This is a genomic window from Streptosporangium sp. NPDC049644, assembly GCF_040675205.1.
Lineage (GTDB): Bacteria > Actinomycetota > Actinomycetes > Streptosporangiales > Streptosporangiaceae > Streptosporangium > Streptosporangium fukuiense.
In genome coordinates, this window is record NZ_JBFAOJ010000012.1 from 1 (window position 1) to 21,233 (window position 21,233).

General features: G+C 71.5%; 19 protein-coding genes. 13 read left to right on the top strand and 6 right to left on the bottom strand.

The window, feature by feature from the left end; translation table 11 throughout:
- The coding region (locus AB0J58_RS09400) for a LacI family DNA-binding transcriptional regulator (RefSeq protein WP_364212496.1) at window positions 1-361 on the bottom strand (361 nt) is incomplete at its 3' end.
- A 196-nt stretch (window positions 362-557) separates the two neighbouring features.
- Between AB0J58_RS09400 and AB0J58_RS09405 the strand changes: the two genes are divergently transcribed.
- The 7 genes from AB0J58_RS09405 to AB0J58_RS09435 all read left to right on the top strand — a co-directional run bounded on the left by AB0J58_RS09405 (window position 558) and on the right by AB0J58_RS09435 (window position 10,215).
- Window positions 558-2,099: a sugar ABC transporter ATP-binding protein gene (locus AB0J58_RS09405; protein ID WP_364212499.1), complete on the top strand. Its 1,542-nt coding sequence runs from the start codon at window positions 558-560 to the stop codon at window positions 2,097-2,099.
- Between the two features lie 64 nt (window positions 2,100-2,163).
- Complete coding sequence (locus AB0J58_RS09410) at window positions 2,164-3,186, top strand: ABC transporter permease (protein WP_364212502.1); 1,023 nt, start codon at window positions 2,164-2,166, stop codon at window positions 3,184-3,186.
- Window positions 3,176-4,243, top strand: a complete 1,068-nt coding sequence (locus tag AB0J58_RS09415) for an ABC transporter permease (protein ID WP_364212505.1) — start codon at window positions 3,176-3,178, stop codon at window positions 4,241-4,243. Before AB0J58_RS09410 ends, AB0J58_RS09415 begins: the two co-directional genes overlap by 11 nt.
- Before the next feature lie 10 nt (window positions 4,244-4,253).
- The gene (gene rhaS / locus AB0J58_RS09420) at window positions 4,254-5,342 is read left to right on the top strand and encodes a rhamnose ABC transporter substrate-binding protein (protein WP_364212508.1); all 1,089 of its coding nucleotides are present in this window, start codon (window positions 4,254-4,256) and stop codon (window positions 5,340-5,342) included.
- A gap of 159 nt (window positions 5,343-5,501) precedes the next feature.
- On the top strand, window positions 5,502-6,653 hold the full coding sequence (rhaI, locus tag AB0J58_RS09425; protein WP_364212511.1) for an L-rhamnose isomerase: 1,152 nt from the start codon (window positions 5,502-5,504) through the stop codon (window positions 6,651-6,653).
- 51 nt (window positions 6,654-6,704) lie between these two features.
- A complete protein-coding gene (locus AB0J58_RS09430) occupies window positions 6,705-8,747 on the top strand; it encodes a bifunctional aldolase/short-chain dehydrogenase (RefSeq protein ID WP_364212514.1) in 2,043 nt (680 codons plus the stop codon).
- 40 nt (window positions 8,748-8,787) lie between these two features.
- Window positions 8,788-10,215, top strand: a complete 1,428-nt coding sequence (locus tag AB0J58_RS09435) for an L-fucose/L-arabinose isomerase family protein (RefSeq protein ID WP_364212517.1) — start codon at window positions 8,788-8,790, stop codon at window positions 10,213-10,215.
- A 156-nt stretch (window positions 10,216-10,371) separates the two neighbouring features.
- On the opposite strand, the gene AB0J58_RS09440 is transcribed toward AB0J58_RS09435, so the two are convergent.
- Together AB0J58_RS09440 and AB0J58_RS09445 are read right to left on the bottom strand one after the other, a co-directional pair.
- Complete coding sequence (locus tag AB0J58_RS09440) at window positions 10,372-10,920, bottom strand: hypothetical protein (protein ID WP_364212520.1); 549 nt, start codon at window positions 10,918-10,920, stop codon at window positions 10,372-10,374.
- A gap of 144 nt (window positions 10,921-11,064) precedes the next feature.
- Window positions 11,065-12,039, bottom strand: a complete 975-nt coding sequence (locus AB0J58_RS09445) for a tyrosine-type recombinase/integrase (protein WP_364212523.1) — start codon at window positions 12,037-12,039, stop codon at window positions 11,065-11,067.
- A gap of 90 nt (window positions 12,040-12,129) precedes the next feature.
- Between AB0J58_RS09445 and AB0J58_RS09450 the strand changes: the two genes are divergently transcribed.
- From AB0J58_RS09450 to AB0J58_RS09465, 4 genes are all read left to right on the top strand, one after another.
- Window positions 12,130-12,672, top strand: coding sequence for an MOSC domain-containing protein (locus AB0J58_RS09450; RefSeq protein WP_364212526.1), 543 nt, complete (start codon window positions 12,130-12,132; stop codon window positions 12,670-12,672).
- Between the two features lie 49 nt (window positions 12,673-12,721).
- Complete coding sequence (locus AB0J58_RS09455; protein ID WP_364212529.1) at window positions 12,722-13,519, top strand: GNAT family N-acetyltransferase; 798 nt, start codon at window positions 12,722-12,724, stop codon at window positions 13,517-13,519.
- Window positions 13,520-13,676: 157 nt separating this feature from the next.
- The gene (locus AB0J58_RS09460; RefSeq protein ID WP_364212532.1) at window positions 13,677-14,780 is read left to right on the top strand and encodes a winged helix DNA-binding domain-containing protein; all 1,104 of its coding nucleotides are present in this window, start codon (window positions 13,677-13,679) and stop codon (window positions 14,778-14,780) included.
- Window positions 14,781-14,979: 199 nt separating this feature from the next.
- Entirely contained in the window at window positions 14,980-15,624 is a 645-nt protein-coding gene (locus AB0J58_RS09465; RefSeq protein WP_364212535.1) for a LysE family translocator, read from the top strand.
- Window positions 15,625-15,803: 179 nt separating this feature from the next.
- On the opposite strand, the gene AB0J58_RS09470 is transcribed toward AB0J58_RS09465, so the two are convergent.
- Window positions 15,804-16,175 carry a VOC family protein gene (locus AB0J58_RS09470; protein WP_364212538.1) on the bottom strand — a complete coding sequence of 124 codons (372 nt, stop codon included), beginning with the start codon at window positions 16,173-16,175 and terminating at the stop codon, window positions 15,804-15,806.
- Between the two features lie 332 nt (window positions 16,176-16,507).
- Between AB0J58_RS09470 and AB0J58_RS09475 the strand changes: the two genes are divergently transcribed.
- Together AB0J58_RS09475 and AB0J58_RS09480 are read left to right on the top strand one after the other, a co-directional pair.
- Window positions 16,508-18,061 (top strand): FAD-dependent monooxygenase, encoded by a 1,554-nt coding sequence (locus AB0J58_RS09475; protein ID WP_364212541.1) that lies wholly within the window; start codon window positions 16,508-16,510, stop codon window positions 18,059-18,061.
- Between the two features lie 158 nt (window positions 18,062-18,219).
- Window positions 18,220-19,176 carry a LysR family transcriptional regulator gene (locus tag AB0J58_RS09480; protein ID WP_364212544.1) on the top strand — a complete coding sequence of 319 codons (957 nt, stop codon included), beginning with the start codon at window positions 18,220-18,222 and terminating at the stop codon, window positions 19,174-19,176.
- A 105-nt stretch (window positions 19,177-19,281) separates the two neighbouring features.
- Here the strand turns inward: AB0J58_RS09480 and AB0J58_RS09485 are convergent, their stop codons facing one another.
- Window positions 19,282-20,478, bottom strand: coding sequence for a VWA domain-containing protein (locus tag AB0J58_RS09485; protein WP_364212547.1), 1,197 nt, complete (start codon window positions 20,476-20,478; stop codon window positions 19,282-19,284).
- The gene (locus AB0J58_RS09490; RefSeq protein WP_364212550.1) at window positions 20,468-21,217 is read right to left on the bottom strand and encodes an SRPBCC family protein; all 750 of its coding nucleotides are present in this window, start codon (window positions 21,215-21,217) and stop codon (window positions 20,468-20,470) included. The genes AB0J58_RS09485 and AB0J58_RS09490 overlap by 11 nt, the downstream gene beginning before the upstream one ends.
- Between the last annotated feature and the right edge of the window lie 16 nt (window positions 21,218-21,233).

Here is a 21,233-nt window from a genome sequence, read left to right on the forward strand (position 1 = left end):
GACCCTGCGGGCCGGTCTTCCCGATCGGCCCCTGCGGACCGGTCAGGCCCTGCTCACCCCGCGGGCCCTGAGGCCCGGCGGGGCCACGCTCCCCCGCGGCGACGTCGGTGAAGAACGGGTTGCCGATGTCCATGAGCGACAGCCCGATGGTCCGGCTGTGCCCGGCGCGCAGCGTCGAGGCGGAGCCGTGCCGGACGAAGCCGAGCTCGCGGATCGCACGCCTGACGCGCTCCCGGGTCTCGGGGGCGACCCGCTCCGGCCGGTTGAGCACGTTGGACACCGTGCCGGGGGAGACCTGGGCGACCCGAGCGACCTCCTTGATGCCGACGCCGCTCACCCGCTGCCCCCCTTGACCCGGCATAGATTAAAACGTGTTACACGATGTCGACAAGACCTTACTCAAAGATGGCGGTAGGTCTACCATCCCCCTGCCTGCGTAGTTGTCGTAACGCGTTGGAAACGAGAGCTTCACCACCCATTGACAATGCCGGACGCTGCGGATTAGCGTCCGGTCAGTCTTCTAAAACGTTTTTAGAGCAGGGAAGGGGTGTGGCGCGGTGAGCGCACCGGGCGAAGGGGAGGCGTCACCCGGGCCGCCCCCCGACGGGGCCCCTCCGGTCCTGGCGCTGGCCGGGGTCAGCAAGGCGTTCGGCGCCGTGCAGGCGTTGCGCGAGGTCTCTCTGAACCTTTACGCCGGAGAGGCGCACGCGCTCGCCGGGGAGAACGGCGCGGGGAAGTCCACTCTGGTGAAGACCCTGGCCGGGGTGCACCGTCCGGACGCCGGGCAGGTCCTGCTGGACGGAGAACCGGTGGAGTTCGGCAGTCCCGCCGACGCCCAGCAGGCGGGCGTGGCCGTGATCTACCAGGAACCCACGATGTTCCCCGACCTGTCGGTCGCCGAGAACATCTTCATCGGCCGGCAGCCCAAGGCCGCGCTCCGCCGCATCGACCGCAGGGCCATGCACGGCCGGGCCGCCGAGCTGTTCAAACGGCTCGGCGTGGCGCTCGACCCCGAGCAGCCGGCCCGTGGTCTGTCCATCGCCGACCAGCAGCTCGTGGAGATCGCCAAGGCGCTCTCCCGGGACGCCCGGGTGCTGATCATGGACGAACCCACCGCGGCGCTGTCCGGCAACGAGGTGACCCGGCTGTTCAACGTGGTCAAGGCGCTGCGCGAGCAGGGGTGCGCGGTGCTGTTCATCTCGCACCGCCTGGACGAGATCTTCGAGCTCTGCCAGCGGGTCACCACGCTGCGCGACGGCGGCTGGATCGCCAGCGAACCCGTCGCGGGCCTGACCCACGACGACCTGATCCGCCGTATGGTCGGCCGCGACCTCGACAACCTCTATCCCAAGCAGGAGACCGAGGTCGGCGAGGTCGCCCTCAAGGTCGGCCGGCTCACCCGTGAGGGCGTGTTCACCGACGTCTCCTTCGAGGTGCGGCGAGGCGAGATCGTGGCACTGGCGGGGCTGGTCGGCGCCGGGCGCAGCGAGGTCGCCCGGGCCGTCTTCGGAGTGGACCGCTGGGACGCCGGGACCGTGGAGGTCAACGGAGAGCGGCTGCCGCCCGCGTCCCCGACCGCCGCGATGTCCGCGGGCCTGGCCCTGGTACCCGAGGACAGGCGCCAGCAGGGGTTGGTGATGGACCACTCGATCGAGCGCAACATCGGCATCACCGGCCTGAAGGCGCTGCGCCGTGGCCCGGTGATATCCCGGGCCGCCGAGCGGGACCGCGCCCGCGACTGGGCCATCCGGCTCCAGCTCAAGTTCAGCCGGCTGTCGGACGCGGTGAACGTGCTCTCCGGCGGCAACCAGCAGAAGGTCGTGCTGGGCAAGTGGTTGTCCACCAAGCCCGACGTGCTCATCATCGACGAACCCACCCGGGGCATCGACGTGGGCACCAAGGCCGAGGTGCACCGCCTGCTGTCCCAGCTGGCCGCCGACGGGCTCGCCGTGCTGATGATCTCCTCCGACCTGCCCGAGGTGCTGGGCATGGCCGACCGGGTGCTCGTCATGCAGGAGGGGCGGCTCGTCGCCGAGATCCCGCGGGAGCGGGCCACCGAGGAGAGCGTGATGACCGCAGCGACCGGAGGGACCTCGTGATCGACAGGAACGAGGGCGCCGGAAAGCGCGGTGCCCGGGTCATGCGGCGGACGGAGGAGGCCTCGTGAGCACCGTCACCGCCGGGCGGAGCACCCGGAACCTGGTGGACCTGGTCTTCCGGGCCCGCGAGCTGAGCATCGTGGCGGCACTGGCCGTCCTGGTCATCGTGACCGTGGGCGTCAACGGCAACTTCCTGTCCGAGCAGGGCGTCAAGGACATCTTCCTCAACGCCTCCATCCTGGTGCTGCTCGCCGTGGGCCAGTCCGTCGTGGTCATCACCCGCAACATCGACCTGTCCGTCGGCTCGGTCGTCGGCCTGGTGGCCTTCACCGTCGGGGACTTCCTCGCCGCCGACCACGGCAGGGGCATCGTCTTCGCGGTGGTGCTGGGCGTCGCGATCGGCGCGCTCTGCGGACTGGTCAACGGCCTGCTGGTCAGCTTCGGCCGAGTCCCGGCCCTGGTGGTGACGCTCGGCACGCTGTACGTGATCCAGGGCGTCGACCACTACATCGCCCACGGCAGGCAGATCAACGCCGTCGACCTCCCTCCGGCGCTGCTGTCGCTGGGCAACGGCACGGTGTTCGGCGTCCCGTACCTGCCGATGATCGCCGTCCTGGTGATGCTGGCCGTCGGCTACTACCTGCGCTCCTACGCCTCCGGCCGGGATTTCTACGCCATCGGCTCCAGCCCGGAGGCGGCGGCGCTGGCCGGTGTGGCCGTACGGCGCCGCGTCATGGCGGCCTATCTCTTCAGCGGTGCGCTCGCCGGCCTGGCCGGGGTGCTCTGGCTCTCCCGGTTCGGCACCGTCGTCGCCGACGCCGCGAACGGCTGGGAACTCCAGGTGGTCAGCGCCGTCGTGGTCGGCGGCGTGGCGATCACCGGCGGTGTCGGCACCGTGTACGGCGCGGCCCTCGGCGCGCTGCTGCTCACCACGATCACCAGCGCGCTGGTCGTGCTCAAGGTCAGCCCGTTCTGGCAGCAGGCCATCACCGGCGCGTTGCTGCTTCTGGCGATCAGTGTCGACCGGCTGCTCGCCCTGCGGGTCGCGAGGGTACTGCGGAGGAGGAACTCCCGACATGGCTCCTGACGTGAAGTCCGCCACCGGCGCCGCGGACACGGCCGCTCCGTCCCTCGCCGGGCTGCCGGAGCGTGGCTCGCCAGGCCGTCTCCTCCGCTGGGACGTGCTGGTCGGCCTGCTCCTGGTGCTCGTCTTCGTCGGCGGCTCGGTGGGATCGCCCGGCTTCGCCGGCGTCGACAACCTGTCCTTCGCCCTCGGCGACCTCGGTGAGATCGCGTTGATCGCGCTGGCGATGACCATGCTGGTCGTCGCCGCCGAGGTGGACCTGTCGGTGGCCTCCGTGCTCGGCCTGTCGAGCGCGCTGGTCGGCACCCTGTGGGACGCCGGCTGGGCGATCGAGACGATCATTCCGCTGGTGGTCGTGGTCGGGGCGGTGTGCGGCCTTGTCAACGGCCTGCTGGTGACCAGGCTGGGACTGCCCTCGCTGGCGGTGACGATCGGCACGCTGGCGCTCTACCGGGGACTGGCCTACGTGGTGCTCGGGGACAGGGCCATCGCCGAGTTCCCGCAGCAGTACGTCTCCCTCGCCGTGGAGGATGTTCCCGGTACCCCGATCCCCTATCCGGTGGCGCTGTTCGTCCTGCTGGCGATCATCACCGGCGTCGTGCTGCACGCCACCGGATTCGGCCGCTCGCTGTTCGCCATCGGCGCCCAGGAGGAGGCCGCGCTGTTCGCCGGCATCCGGGTCAAGCGCGTCAAGCTCATCCTGTTCGTGCTCTCCGGCACGGTCGCCGCCTTCGCCGGAGTGATCTTCACCCTCCGCTACGGAAGCGCCCGCGCCGACAACGGCATGGGCCTGGAGCTGGCCGTCATCGCGGCCGTCCTGCTGGGCGGCGTCGACTTCGACGGCGGCAAGGGCACCCTCGGCGGGGTGATCGCCGGAGTGCTGCTCATCGGCCTTCTCCGCAACCTGCTCATGCTCAACGACGTGTCGACGGAGATCCAGTCGATCGTCACCGGACTCCTCCTGATCATCTCGGTGATCACCCCGCGTCTCGTTGCCGTCATCGGGCAACGCCGGCGCCGTCCGTCACCCGTCCCATCGCCCACACCCCCCGCATCCTGAGGAAGCGCTTATGTTCACTGTTTCGCGAAGGTCCGCCTCGACCGCGGTCATGGCCGGTCTGCTCTCGCTCGGGCTCGTCGCCTGCGGCGGCGGCACCACCAAGGACTCGGCCGGCTCGGCGGCCTCCTCGGCCCCGGCGGCCTCGGCTCCGGCCAAGGCCGACCCGAACGCGCCGCTCAAGGAAGGGCTGAAGCTCGCGTTCCTGCCCAAGCAGATCAACAACCCCTACGAGACGATCGTCGACAAGGCGGGCATCGAGGCGGCGGCCGAGTTCAAGGGCGAGGCCAAGGAGGTCGGCCCCTCCGACGCCTCGGCCTCCTCGCAGGTGTCCTACATCAACACGCTGACCCAGCAGGGCCACGACGCGATCCTGATCGCGGCCAACGACGCCAACGCGGTGTGCGGCCCGCTCCAGCAGGCCCGCACCAAGGGTGTGAAGATCGTCTCCTACGACTCCGACGCCTCCAAGGACTGCCGGGACATCTTCATCAACCAGGCCAACTCCGAGGAGATCGGACGCAGCCAGGTGAAACTGCTGTCGGAGATGATCGGCGGCAAGGGCGAGGTGGCGATCCTGTCGGCGACGGCGAACGCGACCAACCAGAACACCTGGATCGAGTTCATGAAGGACGAGCTGGGCAAGCCCGAGTACGCCGAGCTGAAGCTGGTCAAGGTCGCCTACGGCGACGACGACGACCAGAAATCCTTCCAGGAGACCCAGGGACTGCTGCAGGCCTACCCGGACCTGAAGGGCATCATCTCCCCGACCACGGTCGGCATCTCCGCCGCCGCCCGCTACATCTCCGGCTCCAAGTACAAGGGCGAGGTCGTGCTGACCGGGCTGGGCACCCCGAACCAGATGCGCCAGTTCGTCAAGGACGGCACGGTGGAGAAGTTCGCGCTGTGGAACCCCAAGGACCTGGGCTACCTGGCCTCCTACGCCGCCGCGGCGCTGGCCTCGGGACAGATCACCGGTGCCGAGGGCGAGGTGCTCAAGGCCGGCAGGCTCGGCGAGCGGACCATCGGCAAGGACGGGGAGATCATCCTGGGCCCGCCCTTCGTCTTCGACAAGGCCAACATCGACCAGTTCGACTTCTGACGGACACCGCCGGCACGGCGCGCCCGGCCCGCGCGCGCCCTGCCCGGGTGGGACCGGCCGGCGTGCGTGCCGGAACGGTCGGACCGCGTACCCCCACTGGATCAGGAAGATAGGAGGAGGGGCTGCCACGGCCGTGGCCGGGGCCGCCCCGAAGCTTCGATGAGCGACATCAAGGCCGCCCTGCTGGCGCAGGCCATCGAGACCCCGTCATGGGCGTACGGCAACAGCGGTACCCGGTTCAAGGTGTTCGCCCAGCGAGGGGTGCCCCGGGATCCGTACGAGAAGCTCGCGGATGCCGCGCAGGTGCACGCCTTCACGGGCGCCGCGCCGAGCGTGGCGCTGCACATCCCCTGGGACAGGGTCGACGACTACGCCGACCTCGCGGCGCACGCGTCGAACCTGGGAGTGCGGATCGGCGCGATCAACTCCAACGTCTTCCAGGACGACGACTACATGCTGGGCAGCGTGACGAGCCCGGACGCGCGGGTGCGGCGCAAGGCAACCGACCACCTGCTGGAGTGCGTCGACGTCATGGACGCCACCGGTTCGGACACGCTCAAGCTGTGGTTCTCCGACGGCACCAACTACCCCGGCCAGGACGACATCCGTTCCCGGCAGGACCGGCTGGCCGAGTCGCTGGCCGAGGTCTACGACCGGCTGGGCGAGCACCAGCGCTTCCTGCTGGAGTACAAGCTGTTCGAGCCGGCCTTCTACACCACCGACGTGCCCGACTGGGGCACCGCCTACGCCCACTGCGTCAAGCTCGGCCCCAAGGCACAGGTGGTGGTCGACACCGGGCACCACGCGCCGGGCACCAACATCGAGTTCATCGTGGCGTTCCTGCTGCGCGAGGGCAAGCTGGGCGGGTTCGACTTCAACTCCCGCTTCTACGCCGACGACGACCTGATGGCGGGGGCCGCCGACCCGTTCCAGCTCTTCCGTATCATGTTCGAGGTGGTTCGCGGTGGCGGATACACCGAGGACGTGGCGTTCATGCTGGACCAGTGCCACAACATCGAGCCGAAGATCGCCGGACAGATCCGGTCGGTGATGAACGTGCAAGAGGCCACGGCCAAGGCGTTGCTGGTGGACCGGGCGGCACTGGCGGCGGCGCAGTCCGCCGGTGACGTGCTGGGAGCCAACGGGGTGTTCATGGACGCCTACAACACCGACGTGCGCCCGCTCCTGGCGGAGGTACGCGCCGAGCGGGGGCTGGACCCCGACCCGATGGCCGCCTACGCGCGCTCGGGGTACTTCGAGAAGATCGCCGCCGAGCGCGTCGGCGGTGCCCAGGCCGGCTGGGGCGCCTGAGACCCGCGCCTCGCACTCTGAGAACACGGTTCATTCGTTGGGGGATATTTCATGAGAACGCCGGTTGAGAAACTGCTGCAGCGGTCACGGGCGCTCGGCGCGGACCCGCGCAACACCAACTTCGCGGGCGGCAACACCTCGGCCAAGGGCGTGGCCGTCGACCCGGTGACCGGCTCCGACGTGGAGCTGATGTGGGTCAAGGGGTCCGGAGGAGACCTCGGCACGCTGGCCGAGACGGGCCTGGCCGTACTGCGGCTGGACCGGCTGCACGCCCTGAGGGGTGTCTACCCGGGCGTCGAACGCGAGGATGAGATGGTCGCCGCGTTCGACTTCTGCGCCTTCGGCAAGGGCGGCGCGGCGCCGTCGATCGACACCGCGATGCACGGCCTGGTGGACGCGGCACACGTGGACCACCTGCACCCGGACGCGGGCATCGCGATCGCCACCGCCGCCGACGGCGAGGCGCTGACGGCACGGATCTTCGGTGACCGGGTGGTCTGGGTGCCGTGGCGGCGCCCCGGCTTCCAGCTCGGCCTCGACATCGCCGTGATCAAGAAGGACAACCCGCAGGCCGTGGGCTGTGTCCTCGGCGGCCACGGCATCACCGCCTGGGGCGACACCTCCGAGGAGTGCGAGGCCAACTCGCTGTGGATCATCCGGACCGCCGAGGCCCACATCGCCGAACACGGCGCGGCCGAACCGTTCGGCCCGGTCAGGCCCGGCTACCGGCCGCTTCCCGAGGAGGCCCGGCGCGAGCGGGCCGCCGCGCTCTTCCCGGTGATCCGCGGCCTGGCTTCCACCGACGTGGCGCAGGTCGGCCACTACACCGCCACCGACGAGGTGCTGGACTTCCTGTCCCGCGAGCGTCACCCCGAACTGGCCGCGCTGGGCACCTCCTGCCCCGACCACTTCCTGCGCACCAAGGTGGCCCCGCTGGTGCTCGACCTGCCCGCCGAGGCTCCGCTCGACGACGCCGTCACCCGGCTGCGCGAGCTGCACGCCGCCTACCGCGAGGAGTACGCGGCCTACTACGACCGGCACGCCACCGCCGACTCGCCCGCCATGCGCGGCGCGGATCCGGCGATCGTGCTGGTGCCGGGGGTGGGCATGTTCTCCTTCGGCCGGGACAAGCAGACCGCCCGGGTGGCCGGGGAGTTCTACGTCAACGCGATCAATGTGATGCGCGGCGCCGAGGCGCTGTCGCGCTACGCCCCGATCGAGGAGAGCGAGAAGTTCCGGATCGAGTACTGGGAACTGGAGGAGGCCAAGCTGCGCCGGATGCCGGCGCCGAAGCCGCTGGCCACCAGGGTCGCGCTGGTCACCGGGGGCGGCTCGGGCATCGGCGCGGCCACCGCCCGCAGGCTGGCCGCCGAGGGCGCGTGCGTGGTGGTGGCCGATCGCGACCTGGACGCTGCGGAGAAGGTCGCCGCCGAGCTCGGCGCCAGGGCCTACCGGGTCGAGGACGTGGCGACCGCCGTGCGGATGGACGTCACGGACGAGGCACAGGTGATCGCCGCGCTCCAGGCGACGGTGCTGGCGTTCGGCGGGGTGGACCTGGTGGTCAACAACGCCGGCCTGTCGCTGTCACGCTCGCTGCTGGAGACCAGCGTCACCGACTGGGACCTGCAGCACGACGTCATGGCCCGCGGCTCGTTCCTGGTCTCGCGGGAGAGCACCCGGGTGATGGTCGGCCAGGGCATGGGCGGGGAGATCGTCTACATCTCCTCCAAGAACGGGGTGTTCGCCGGGCCGAACAACGTGGCCTACGGAGCGGCCAAGGCCGACCAGGCGCACCAGGTACGGCTGCTGGCGGCCGAGCTGGGCCAGTACGGGATCAGGGTCAACGGCATCAACCCCGACGGGGTGGTGCGCGGCTCCGGCATCTTCGCCTCGGGCTGGGGGGCCAACCGGGCGGCGGTGTACGGGGTGCAGGAGGAGAAACTGGGCGAGTACTACGCGCAGCGCACCCTGCTCAAGCGCGAGGTGCTGCCCGAGCACATCGCCGCCGCGGTCTTCCAGCTGACCCAGCTCACCCAGACCACCGGCCTGCACATCCCGGTGGACGCCGGCGTCGCCGCCGCCTTCCTGCGCTGACCCCGCTTCCCGTGGCAATCCCCGCTGAGAGGAGAACGTCTTGACCACGGCTCTGGATCGGATCGCCCCGCCCCGCACGAAGGTGGGGCTGGTCGCAGGCGGGCTGGGGGCCTACTGGCCGCAGTTCCCCGACCTGCTCCCGCAGCTCCGGCGCTCCTCCGAGCGAGTCTCGGAGCGGATGCGGGAGCTGGGCTGTGACGTCGTCGACGTCGGCTTCATCTCCGACGCCCAGGAGGGCGCGGTCGCGGCGGAGAGGCTGCGCGAGGCCGGCTGTGACATCATCGTGGGCTTCCTGACCACGTACATGACCGCGACGATGCTCCTGCCGGTCGCGCAGCGCAGTGGCGCGCCGGTACTGCTGATCAATCTCCAGCCCAGCGAGTCGATGGACCACGCGACCTTCGACACCGGTCAGTGGCTCGCCTACTGCGGGGCGTGCCCGCTGCCGGAGATGGCCAACACCTTCATCCGCGCGGGCATCCCCTTCCGGTCGGTGTCGGGGTACCTGGAGGACGAGCGGGCCTGGGCCAAGATCGGCCGATGGGTGCGGGCCGCCGGTGTGCGCGCCGCGTTGCGCCGGGGCCGCCACGGGCTGATGGGACACCTGTACCCCGGCATGCTCGACGTGGCCACCGACCTGACCCTGGTGCCGGTGAACCTCGGCGGGCACGTGGAGGTGCTGGAGTTCGACGACCTGCGGGTGCGGGTGGAGAAGGTCACCGACGCCGAGGTCAAGGAGCGCACCGGTCTGGCACGGGAGGTCTTCGAGCTGGCCGACACGGTCAACGACGAGGACTTCGCCTGGGCCGCGCGGGTCTCGGTCGGGCTGGACCGGCTGGTGGAGGACTTCGCCCTCGACAGCCTGGCCTACTACCACCGGGGCCTGGACGGGGAGATCCACGAGCGGCTGGGCGCGGGCATGATCCTGGGCTCGTCCCTGCTGACCGCGCGGGGCATCCCCACGGCCGGTGAGTACGAGCTGCGTACCTCGCTCGCCATGCTGGTCATGGACCGGCTCGGGGCAGGCGGTTCGTTCACCGAACTGCAGGCGCTGGACTTCGCGCGCGGCCATGTGGAGATGGGCCACGACGGCCCCGCCCACCTGGCGATCAGCGCGCGCCGGCCGCTGCTGCGCGGGCTGGGCGTCTACCACGGCAAGCGCGGCTGGGGCGTTTCGGTGGAGTTCGACGTGGCGCACGGTCCGGTGACCACGCTCGGCCTGCTGCAGCGGCGCGACGGGACGTTCGCCTTCGTGGTCTCCGAGGGCGTCACGGTGGAGGGCCCGCTGCTGCGGATCGGCAACACCACCTCGCGGGTGGACTTCGGCTGCGACCCGGGGGAGTGGACCGACGCGTGGAGCGCCACCGGCATCTCCCATCACTGGGCGCTGGGCATCGGCCACCGGCTGGCCGAACTGCGCGCGGTCGCCGACCTGCTCGGCATCGAGGTCGTCCACGTCCAGCCCTGAAACGCGGCCCCGCCCGTCCCCCGTGGCCGAGGCCGGGCGACTCCGACCCTCGCGAGCCCGGATTCCCGATCCACCGGCAACCGCCCGGCGGCCCTGAGCCGGCCGGAAGGCGCCGTATGGCGCCGTACGGGTCCGCACGGCGGACACCGCGACGCCCTACGCCGTCGGCTCCGGGACCTGGGCCTTCCCGGTCGTCGCCATGGGCTGATCCTCCACCTGCCCGGATCTCTCCGCCCAGGACCACGCGTCCCGGGCGGAGAGATCCGCGGTTCCGGGGAGCGTCTCCGCGGGTCCGACGGAGACGGCCGAGGAAGGGGTGCGCTCGCGCACGTCCTCGCTGCGGATCGCCATCACAGCGGGCGGGCTGCCCAGGTCACCATACCTGGCGGCGACGGCGGCGGTGATCGCCCGGCAGGCGTCGGCGACCGTCTCCTTCGAGGAGCCCGGCGGCTGACCGGCCGACAGATGACCCAGCAGCGCCGCGAACCGCAGTTCCTCGGCCGCCGCGCGGGGAATCCCGTCGTCGGACGGCGGCAGGGGCCGGTCCAGCCAGAACACCCCGCCGCGCAGGAACGCGGGATATGTCACCTCGTCCCGCTGGAGCGTGCGCACCGAGTCGACCAGTAACCGCCCGAACTCCGTCAGGTCGGTATCCGGTGGCAGGTCGGTCGTGACCAGCAGCGAAACCCTCAGTGCGTTGACCATGAGCGGTTGTCCCTCCTTGAGGTGGCTCATAGTAGGGGGCGCCACCGACAGTTACGGTGCGGCTGGTGAATCGTGGCGAGTTCAGGTTTCGGTCAGGAGGCCGCAGGTACCGGTGGATCACCGTCCGCGGTCCCGCGCCGACGGTCAGAGCGGCCTGGGGGCGGGCAGGGTGATCCTGTCGACGGCCTCGCGGCGGCGCCGTTCGGGGCGGCGGTCGTAGCGGGCCGTGGTGGCGGGGGAGGAGTGGCCGACGAGGGCCTGCGCGGTGGCGAGGTCCACCCCGGCGTCGAGCAACTCGCCGATGAAGGTGCGCCTGAAGTCGTGCGGGGTGCGTGCCCCGGCGCCGGCCTCGGCCAGGCGTCTGGCCAGGATGTCGGCGACCGCCTGGCCGGTCATGGGCGCGGGCCCGCGGTCCCTGGTCCGCAGCCGGCCGAACTTGCTGATGGGGCAGAACAAGGCGCCCGCGGAGCGGCCCCGTACGGCCAGCCAGCGTTCCATCCTGGCCACGGCCTCGGTGGTGAGGTAGACCATCCGCTCCCTGTCGCGCTTGCCGCGCACCCGCAGCGAGCGGGAGCCGGGGTCGTAGTCGCCCAGCGCGAGCCCGGAGATCTCGGCGCGGCGGCAGCCGGTGGAGTAGAGCACCGCCAGCAGGGCGGCGTCGCGGACCCCCGCGGCGGAGTCGTCGCGATCGCAGGCGGCCAGCGCGGCGCCCACCACCTCAGGCGGGACGTGCTGGCCCGTTGGCAGGCGGGTGTGCTCGACCGTCGGCAGGTCTGCGGCGCGCTGGTACTCCTCGGCGGTCATCAGGCCGAGCCGCCAGGCCTCGCGCAGCACCCTGCGCAGCGCGACCAGGTGCTTGTTGACGTACGAGGGGGACCAGCCGCGCTCGGTCATCAGGGCGCGGATGCGTACCGTGTGCTCGTAGCGCAGCAGGTGCCAGGGCTGGCCCGCGCCGCTGGAGACCTCCTCGCCGGAGACGAGCGCCGCGAGCCTGTCGAGACAGCCGCGCATGGTGCGGCGGGACTCGGCGCTGGTCAGGGAGTCGAGATACACCCGGTAGGGGTCCCGTGCGGGCTCGATGGACGGGCCGGGCGAGACGGGGACGGCTGGCACGCTCACCGTGCCGACCCTACCGGGCGTCATGAATCCACGTCGTGAAGGCGCGGGCGCGAGATTCCATTCCCGCCGGATAGGAGGAAGGATCGCGGTATGACGGACGGACGAGTTACGGCGGTCAGCCGTAGCGCCACCCACACCTTCGGCAAGACCACGGAACCCGTCATCCGGCTGCTGGCCGGGCTGGGCGTGGAGGGGGACGCGCACCTCGGGGTGACCGTGAAGCACCGGTCGCGGGTGGCGCAGGACCCCACCCAGCCCAACCTGCGCCAGGTCCACCTGATCCAGGCCGAACTCCACGACGAACTGCGGGCCGCGGGCTTCTCGGTGGCCGCCGGAGAGCTGGGGGAGAACGTCACCACCCGGGGCGTCGACCTGCTGGGCCTGCCGGTGGGGACGCTGCTCGGACTGGGGCGGGAGGCGGTGGTGGAGGTGACCGGGCTGCGCAGTCCCTGCGGGCAGATCGAGGGTTTCCAGAGGGGCCTGCTCAAGCAGGTGGTGGGCAGGGACGAGAACGGCGAGCCGGTCCGCAGGGCCGGGGTGATGGGCGTGGTGGTGGGCGGTGAGGTGCGGCCCGGCGATCCGATCGAGGTGGAGCGGCCACCGCCCCCGCACCGGCGCCTGGACCGCGTCTAGGTCCATAACGCCATGTCGCGGCCGATAAGTGTGTGGTTGGCTGTCCCCAATGAACATCTCATCGCGCGCTTCCGCCTACCTTCGGGCATATGACGAGCAGCTCCGGGCCCGGCCGATGCCGGGTCGCACGGCCGAGAGGATCGGGCCGCTGCTGAGGGTCGTGTCGAACGGCCACGGCCAAGGTTTCCTGACATATCGCGACCTTGGTGGTTTGGAGGGTGTCGAGCTGGACGCCTTCATCGCGCGCCAGCGGGACTTCTTCACCCGGGTCGGGCGCGAGGTCGAGTGGAAGTACCACGGTTATGACCTGCCCGCCGACCTGCCCGAGCGGCTCGCGGCGGCCGGGTTCGAGGCGGGGGAGCGGGAGACGCTGCTCGTCGGCGAGGCCGGTGAGCTGGCCGGTGCCCACGTGCCACCCGCCGGGGTGCGGCTGCGCGAGGTGGCGGGGCGGGATGACCTGGAGCGCATCCGCGAGCTGGAGGAGACGGTCTGGGATGCCGACCATGGCTGGCTGCCCGGCATGCTGGAGCGCGAGCTCGCCGGCCCTGGGGATCCGTGCACGGTGGTGATCGCCGAGGCGGGCGGGCAGGTGGTGTGCGCGGCATGGGTGCGTTTCCACGAGGGCACCGACTTCGTCTCACTGTGGGGCGGCTCGACCCTGAAGGAGTGGCGGGGCAGGGGTATCTACCGGGCGATGGTGTCGTACCGGGCGGAGCTGGCGGTGGCACGAGGTTTCCGCCTGGTGCAGGTGGACGCCTCCGATGCCAGCCGCCCGATCCTGGCCAGGCTCGGCCTGGAGGCGATCACCACGACGACGCCGTACGTGTGGGTGCCGCCGACCCTCTGACCTGGCGTCGCCCGCGATCCCGCCCGCCGGAAGCAATATGAGGTGAGTTATTTCATTCTGGTAGCTTGGCGCGGATCAACTGGATCAAGACGAGATCGCGCCGTTGCGACTCGCGACTCGCGACTCGCGACTCGCGACTCGCGATGAGAGGACACGCATGCCCGAGGTGCTCAGTCGGCGCGCGCTCAACCGGGCCACCCTGGAGCGGCAGCTGCTGCTGGCCCGCGCCGAGTCGTCCGCGCTGGAGGCGGTCCGGCACCTGTACGGCATGCAGGCCCAGGCCCCCAACCCTCCCTATGTCGGGCTCTGGACACGCCTGGCCGGGTTCACCCACGGCGACCTCGCCCGGTTGATCAACGAGCGCCAGGTGGTGAGGCTGGCGCTGATGCGTTCCACCATCCATCTGGTCACCGCCGACGACTGCCTGGCGCTTCGCCCGCTGCTGGGGCCGATGCTGGCGCGGGGCCTGCGGGGGGGCATGCACGGTAAGGGCCTGGCCGGCGTGGACCTGGACGAGCTTGCCGTCACCGGGCGCAAGCTGGTGGAGGAACGCCCTTTGACATTCCGTGAGCTCGGGGTGCTGCTGCAGGAGCGGTGGCCGGATTCCCCGGCCGCCGCCCTGGTCGCCGGGGTGCGCAACACGCTGGCGCTGGTGCAGGTCCCGCCGAGAGGGATCTGGGGGGTGGGCGGCCAGGCCACCCACACCACCGCGGAGGCATGGCTGGGCCGGCCCCAGGACGAGCGGCCCTCCGCCGAGGAGGCGATCCGCCGCTACCTCGCCGCCTACGGTCCCGCCACGGTGATGGACGTTCAGCAGTGGTCGGGCATGACCCGCCTGGGGGAGATCGTTCGCGGGATGGGCCTGCGGACCTTCGCGACCGAGGACGGCGCGGAGCTGTTCGACCTGCCCGAGGCGCCGCGCCCCGGCCCCGAGACCCCTGCCCCGGTGCGCTACCTGTCGGAGTTCGACAACACGCTGCTGTCGTTCGCCCCGCGGACCAGGACCCGGATCACGGAGGAGGAGTATCGGGGGCGGATCTTCACGATCAACGGCATCATCAAGGCGACGGTGCTGGTCGACGGCTTCGTGCGGGGCATGTGGAAGGTGACGGGGAAACGGGGCGAGGCGATCCTGGAGGTGGAGCTGTTCGCGCCGGTGAGCGCGGGGGAGCGGGCGGACCTGGAGCTGGAGGGAGCACGCCTGCTCGACTTCGTCGCCCCTGGGGCGTCATCTCGCGACATCCGCTTCCGCGAGGCCTGACCGCGCCGCTTCCGCGAGGTCGCGCCGGCCGATGGGCCAGGTGGGTGGTGTCCTTGACCGAGCGAATCAGGCCCGGGTCCTCACTGCCGGGGCGAGGGCGTCCCAGCGCCGTGGTCCGATCGGCCGGGATCGATGGTTACCAGGCCAATTCTGGAAATTGGCCGTTCTCTCGGCGGGAGGGATGCTCGATGATGTGCCCATGATCTCTATCAGTGCCCTCGCGGGCATCGCCGCGGTCGCCCTCGGCCTGGTGCTCACCCCCGGCCCCAACATGATCTACCTGATCTCGCGGTCTGTGACGCAGGGGCGCTGGGCCGGGCTGATCTCGCTGGCGGGCGTCGCGGCGGGCTTTCTGGTCTACCTGCTGGCGGCGGCGGCCGGGATCGCCACGATCTTCGCGGTGGTGCCCGCCGTCTATACGGCGGTCAAGCTCGCGGGCGCCGGGTACCTGCTCTGGCTGGCCTGGAAGACGATCAGACCCGGCGGTGAGCCGATCTTCGCCCTCGGCACCCTCCCGGTGGACCCGCCGCGCCGGCTGTTCTCCATGGGGTTGGTCACCAACCTGCTCAACCCCAAGATCGCCATTGTGTACGTGTCGGTGCTGCCGCAGTTCGTCGATCCGGCCCGGGGCGACGTCGGCACGCAGAGCCTCCTGCTGGGAGCCATCCAGATCGTCATCGCCCTGTCGGTCAACGCGATGATCGTGCTGACCGCGGGCTCGGCCGCGACCTTCCTCGGGCGGCGGCCCACCTGGATGCGCGTGCAGCGCTACTTGACGGGCACCGTGCTCGTGGGCCTCGCCATCCGCGTCGCCGGCGACCGCTCGCCCGCCGTGGCCGCCTAGGGGTCGTTCTCGCCGGTGCCGGCCCGTCGCGATCTCGTCCAGGTACGCCTTGAGGCCCGACCCGGGCCGCCACGCGCTCACGCGTGCGCTCCATGTCGTGGTCGGCCGCACGGTGTGCCTGGCGGGAACCGCCCGGATGCGGGACGAGACGGGTCCGGCCGGGGGCCGCGCTCCGGTTCTCAGCCGTGACTGAGGTCGACGACGCAGAAGACGTTGCCCTCGGGGTCGGCGAGGACCACGAAGTCGGGGTCGTTCGGGTAGAGGTCCCAGTCGACGCGTTCGGCCCCTAGTGACACCAGTCGCTCCACCTCGGACGCCTGCCCGGCGGCGTCGGGGACGAACAGGTCGAGGTGCGTCCGGGGATGCCGGCGGGCCGGTGTCCCGCTGACGTCCAGTGCCAGCGGGACGCCGTCACCCTCCACCGGGTCGAGCACGGTCCAGTCGTCCGCGGTCTCGCCCTCGCGCGGCGCGTAGTCCAGCGCCCGCGTCCAGAACCCGACGGCACGTCGCATGTCGGTGACGCCCAGCACCACCTGTCCGATCCTCACCATGTGCCGATCCTGGCAGGGATTCCCGGCAGGGGGGAACCCGGAGGGTCCGGGCCACGACCGTGCCCGGCGGCTGTTGACGCGAACACGGCCACCGGGCTCGGTCGCGGACGTGCCTCCGGATGTGTTCCCCGGTGTTCGAGGAAGACGCGGACCTCTCGTCAACCGGGGTTGACGGAAGATTGGTGTCAACCTATATTGACATTCATGGGCGGTGCGCGGGCACCGAGACGGTTTCAACGCGTGGCCGTATACGGGCCATGGCCGTTTCGCCGCCCCCTCGGCGGGTGGTGTGCCATCGCGCCCGCTCCCTCATCCGATCAAGGAGGTTTGTGATGTCCGTTGACGTCGTGATCGCCGGAGGTGGCCCGAACGGGCTGATGCTGGCCTGCGAGCTGAGCCTGGCAGGCGTCCGCCCGGTGCTGCTGGAGCGGCTGCCGGAGCCGGGCGAGGAGCCCAGGGCCAACGGACTGGTCGGGCGGGTGGTCCAGGTGCTCGACAGCCGGGGCCTGTACCGGCGGTTCACCGGTGCCTCACACCCCCCGGTTCCCGCGCCGTTCTTCATGTTCGGCGGCATGCAACTGGACCTGAGCACACTGGACCCCGGCCCGCTGCACATCCTCCCGATCCCGCAGCGCCGCCTGGAGCAGCTGTTACAGGAGCGGGCGCTGGAGCTCGGGGTGGAGATCCGGCGCGGCCACGAACTGGTGGACCTGGCGCAGGACGGGGACGGTGTCACGGTCGCCGTCCACGCCCCCGGCGGAGACTACGAGCTGCGCACCCGCTACCTGGTCGGCTGTGACGGAGCCCACAGCGTCGTACGGAAGCGGGCCGGTATCGGCTTCCCAGGGGCCACCGCCGAGGACGTCGTGTCGCGCAGCGCCCACGCCGTCCTGCCCGCCTCCGCGCTCGATCCCGCGACCGGCGAGCTGCTGCTGGCCGGGGCACGCTGGAGGCCGTTCATGTTCCACCGAACCGCACACGGCGTGTTCGCCCTCGCGTCGTTCGAACCGGGCGTGCACCTCGTGACCACCATGGAGTGGGGGCGGGGGCGGATCGACGAGCGGGTGCCGATGACCCTGGAGGAGCTGCGGGACAGCGTGCACAGGGTGCTCGGGGCCGACCTGCCGATGACCCCGCCGGCGAGCCGAGGCCCCCATGTGCTCCGCCGCCTCACCGGCGGCAACACCCGTCTGGCCGACCGCTACCGCGCCGGTCGCGTGCTGGTGGCCGGGGACGCCGCGCACGTCCACTCCGCGGTCGGCGGTCCCGGGCTCAACCTCGGCCTGCAGGACGTCGTGAACCTCGGCTGGAAACTCGCCGCCGAGGTTCACGGCTGGGCGCCGCCGGGACTGCTCGACACCTACCACGGCGAACGGCACCCCGTGGGCCGGCGGGTCGTCACGCACACCCGGGCGCAGGCCGCCCTGCTCGCCCCCGGCGAAGAGGTCACCGCGCTGCGCGAGCTCTTCGCCGAGCTGCTCGAACACAAGGAGAACCGGCGGCACATCGCCGAGCTCATGGCGGGTTCGGACATCCGCTACGACATGGGGGATGCCTGCCCGGCGCCGCATCCTCTCCTCGGCCGCCCGGCACCGGATCTCTCCCTCGCCACGGACGCGGGCACCGTGCGGCTCGCGGACCTGACGCACGGCGCCCGGCCGCTCCTCCTCGACCTCGGTGGGGGCGACGAGCTGGAGGAGACGGCGGCGGGCTGGAAGGACCGGGTGGACGTCGTCACCGCCACCTCCAGCCGGCGGGTCCCCGCCGGGCTGCTGATCCGCCCGGACGGCTACGTCGCCTGGACGTCCCCTGACGAGGAAACGGGCGATCCCGTGAGCCTCGGCCTACGGGAGGCGCTGGCCACCTGGTTCGGCGTCCCCGCGTAGGTCTTCCCGTCGCCACCTGTGAGCTCGATCCTCGCCACCGGCGATTGCCGTTCGACATCCACACCCCGCCCCTGCGCCTCGCGGGCACCCCGTAGCCGCCGAAGGCCCTCCGCGGCTCTCACTGTCGCCGGCGAAGTCCGTGCCGTAGCGTTCCACGCGTGACACCCACCCAGCTACGCGCGTTCGCCACAGTGGTACGGCTCGGTTCGGTAAAGCTGGCGGCGGGGGAGCTGGAGGTGTCGGAGGCCGCCGTCTCGCTGCACATCGGCCAGCTACGCAGGGAACTCGGCGACCAGTTGTTCACGCGGACGGCCTCCGGGCTCGCCTTCACCCCCGGCGGCCTGCGGCTGGCGAGCCGCGCGGCGGAGATGCTCAGCCTGCAGGAGCGCACGATCGTCGAGGTGGGCCAGGCGGCCCGTGGCCGGCGGCTGCTGCGCGTCGCCGCGTCGAGCCTGTTCGCCGAGTACGCGGCTCCCGGCCTGATCGAGCTGTTCGCCGGCCGGGCCGCCGACCTCGATGTGGAGCTGAGCGTGCACGACCCGCGGAAGTTCGGCGCCCTGCTGCACTCGCGGGCGGTGGACGTGGCGATCGGGCCCAGGACGGGCAACCTGGACGAGTCGCTGGCGTGCCGGCCGTTCCTCAACTATCAGGTGATCGTCGTGTCCGGCCCGGACCACCCGCTCGCCGGACTCGACGCCGGCGCCCACCAGCTGCGCGAGGAGACCTGGCAGCTCGGCCCGTCGGCCGCGGCGGACATCGGTGCCGTTCCCGCGATTCTGCGCCGGGTCAGCGTGCCCGAGGAGCACCAGCGGATCTTCCAGAGTCACGCGGCGGCGCTGGAGGAGGTCAAGCGCAACCACGGCGTGGCACCGACGGTCTCCTTCGCGGTGGCGCGGGATCTGGCCACCGGCCGTCTCGTCCACATCGCCGGCCGCGCTCTCCGGTACGACGGTGTGTGGGCCACGCTGACCCTCGTCGAGCGCGGTGCCCCGTCGGTGGCCGCCGAGCTCGTCCGGTTCGTCACCACCCCGCGCGCCACGCAGGCCATGCTGCGCGGCCCGGGGGTGAGCCCCGGCCGGTTCCGCCCCTCCATCCACGTCACCCTCTGGAGCTAGACCCCTTCGCCCACCGGGGTCAGGCGGCGCGCCGCGATCTTCTCCGCCGCCCTGCGAGGCACCACCTGACCGATCCTCGCCACGGTGAGATCCGCGGAACAGGACCTAACGGGTGGCGGAGATCTCGGCGATCACATGCCGCAGGGACCGGAAGGTGTCCGCGGGCAGCAGCCGGTCGCAGTACGGCAGGGCGGCGGCCATGGCGGCGACGCGCGGTTCGAAGCCGGGGGCGGAGGCCCTGGGGTTCATCCAGATCACCCGGTGCGCGCGCCGGCGCAGTCGCGCCATGGCGGCGGCCATGGCCTCCGGGGGGTCGCTGTCCCAGCCGTCCGAACCGATGATCACCACGGCGCCCCGTACCGACCCTCCGTGGTGGGAGGCGAGCAGAGCCCGCACGTTGGTCGCTATCCGTGTCCCGCCGAACCGGTCGGAGACCCTTTCGGTGGCCCGCTCGACGGCGACGGCCGCGGAGGAGTGCGCCAGGATCGGGGTCAACCGTGTCAGCGACGTGGCGAAGGCGAACACCTCCGCGCCGGCGGCCAGCGCCAGGGCGCGCATCAGGTGCAGGTAGGCGGGCGCCTGCGCCTGCATGGACTGGCTGACGTCACAGAGCAGCACGACGCGTCGAGGCCTGTCGACCGTCCGCTCCCGCAGCAGGTGGAGTGGTTCCCAGCCGGTCCGGCGGGATCGCTGGACCGTGGCTCGCACCGCGACCCTCCTGCCACGGGGGGCGGCCGCGAGCCGCCGGCTGCGCCTGGTGGGCCAGTCGGTCACCGCGGAGCGCAGCCACCCGCCGAGCAGTTCCATCTCCCGCGCGTCGAGTTCCTCGAACGGCACCTCCGCCCGCCCTTGGAGGTCGCTCGGCAGGCGGTCTGGCACGGCCGGCGGGCTGTCCGACCGCTCCGCGTCGGCGACCACCGCGGGGAGCGTCGCCCAGGGCAGCGCGTCCCCTGGCCGCTGGTCCGCGAAGGCGGGCGGGAAGACGGAGACGTCCTCGTCCCCGCCGGTCGCGGGCCGCCGTGACCGGCGGCGCGTGGGCGGATCCAGGGCGAGTGCCGCGTCGCCGAACACGGCCGCGAACACCGTGTCGAAGGCGTCGATCTCCGAGCGCCGCCGTACCAGGCTGATGCGGGCGGCCCAGTACAGCCTCGGCAGCGAGTCCGGAGGGGAGGCCGCCAGCGCGTTGACGAGGTCGTCGACGGCGGTGAGGCCGACCGGCACGCCGTGCTGCCGGAGCCGGACCGCCAGCGCGACGGCGAACGCCGCCCGATCGACACCCGGCGCCGGCCCGCTAGGCGACAAGGAGGTAGACGACGACGGCGACGAGGACGACGAGGACGGCGAGGACCGGAAGCACCCGCCGGTAGACGGATCCGCCGGCGACGCTCATCACGTCCAGCGGTTCGGGGTCGATCGCCGGGGCGATCTCGCCCGCTTCCCGGGGGACCGGTTCGGGGTCCGTCCGGACGTTCCTCGCTGCGGTCCCGGCCGGAACGCCTTCGGCCTCGGAGCCCGGCGGGACGCTCGCCGGTCGCCGGTCGGCGGTGGGGGGAGCGGTGGATACCGGACTCCCGGCGACCTCGGTCGCTGCGGCCGTATCGGCGGCGAGCCTTCCTTCGAGGCAGTCGACGAACTGGCCGAGCAGCTTCCCGGAGACCTCTTTGATCATTCCGCTGCCGAACTGGGCGATCCTTCCGGAGATCTTCAGGTCGGTGTCGACGGTGACGACGGTACGTGCGCCGTCGGCCCGGAGCAGCGCGGTGACGACCGCTGAGGCGTTGCCCGCCCCTCGCGAGTCACGGCCTCTGGCGTCGATGACGGCACGGTGGTTCACCTCGTCCTTCTCGACGAACCTGACCGTGCCCGCGTACTCGGAGACGACGGGGCCGACCTTCACCCGGACCCTGCCGGAGTGGACCTCGCCCTCGACACCGGTCAGCTGGGCCCCCGGCATGCACGGGGCTATCCCCTCGAGGTCGGTGAGAACCGTCCACGCCCGGTCGATCGGAACGTTGACCGTGAACTCATTGTCAATCCTCATGAACCGCCCTTTCTAC

What these genes read in the sequence shown, in the direction of transcription:
- rhaI (WP_364212511.1), top strand. Translation starts at nt 5,502, where the DNA reads ATGAGCGACATCAAGGCCGCCCTGCTGGCGCAGGCCATCGAGACCCCG.
- AB0J58_RS09490 (WP_364212550.1), bottom strand. Translation starts at nt 21,217, where the DNA reads ATGAGGATTGACAATGAGTTCACGGTCAACGTTCCGATCGACCGGGCG.
- AB0J58_RS09440 (WP_364212520.1), bottom strand. Translation starts at nt 10,920, where the DNA reads ATGGTCAACGCACTGAGGGTTTCGCTGCTGGTCACGACCGACCTGCCA.
- AB0J58_RS09450 (WP_364212526.1), top strand. Translation starts at nt 12,130, where the DNA reads ATGACGGACGGACGAGTTACGGCGGTCAGCCGTAGCGCCACCCACACC.
- AB0J58_RS09470 (WP_364212538.1), bottom strand. Translation starts at nt 16,175, where the DNA reads ATGGTGAGGATCGGACAGGTGGTGCTGGGCGTCACCGACATGCGACGT.
- AB0J58_RS09465 (WP_364212535.1), top strand. Translation starts at nt 14,980, where the DNA reads ATGATCTCTATCAGTGCCCTCGCGGGCATCGCCGCGGTCGCCCTCGGC.
- AB0J58_RS09430 (WP_364212514.1), top strand. Translation starts at nt 6,705, where the DNA reads ATGAGAACGCCGGTTGAGAAACTGCTGCAGCGGTCACGGGCGCTCGGC.
- AB0J58_RS09455 (WP_364212529.1), top strand. Translation starts at nt 12,722, where the DNA reads ATGAACATCTCATCGCGCGCTTCCGCCTACCTTCGGGCATATGACGAG.
- AB0J58_RS09415 (WP_364212505.1), top strand. Translation starts at nt 3,176, where the DNA reads ATGGCTCCTGACGTGAAGTCCGCCACCGGCGCCGCGGACACGGCCGCT.
- AB0J58_RS09460 (WP_364212532.1), top strand. Translation starts at nt 13,677, where the DNA reads ATGCCCGAGGTGCTCAGTCGGCGCGCGCTCAACCGGGCCACCCTGGAG.
- rhaS (WP_364212508.1), top strand. Translation starts at nt 4,254, where the DNA reads ATGTTCACTGTTTCGCGAAGGTCCGCCTCGACCGCGGTCATGGCCGGT.
- AB0J58_RS09475 (WP_364212541.1), top strand. Translation starts at nt 16,508, where the DNA reads ATGTCCGTTGACGTCGTGATCGCCGGAGGTGGCCCGAACGGGCTGATG.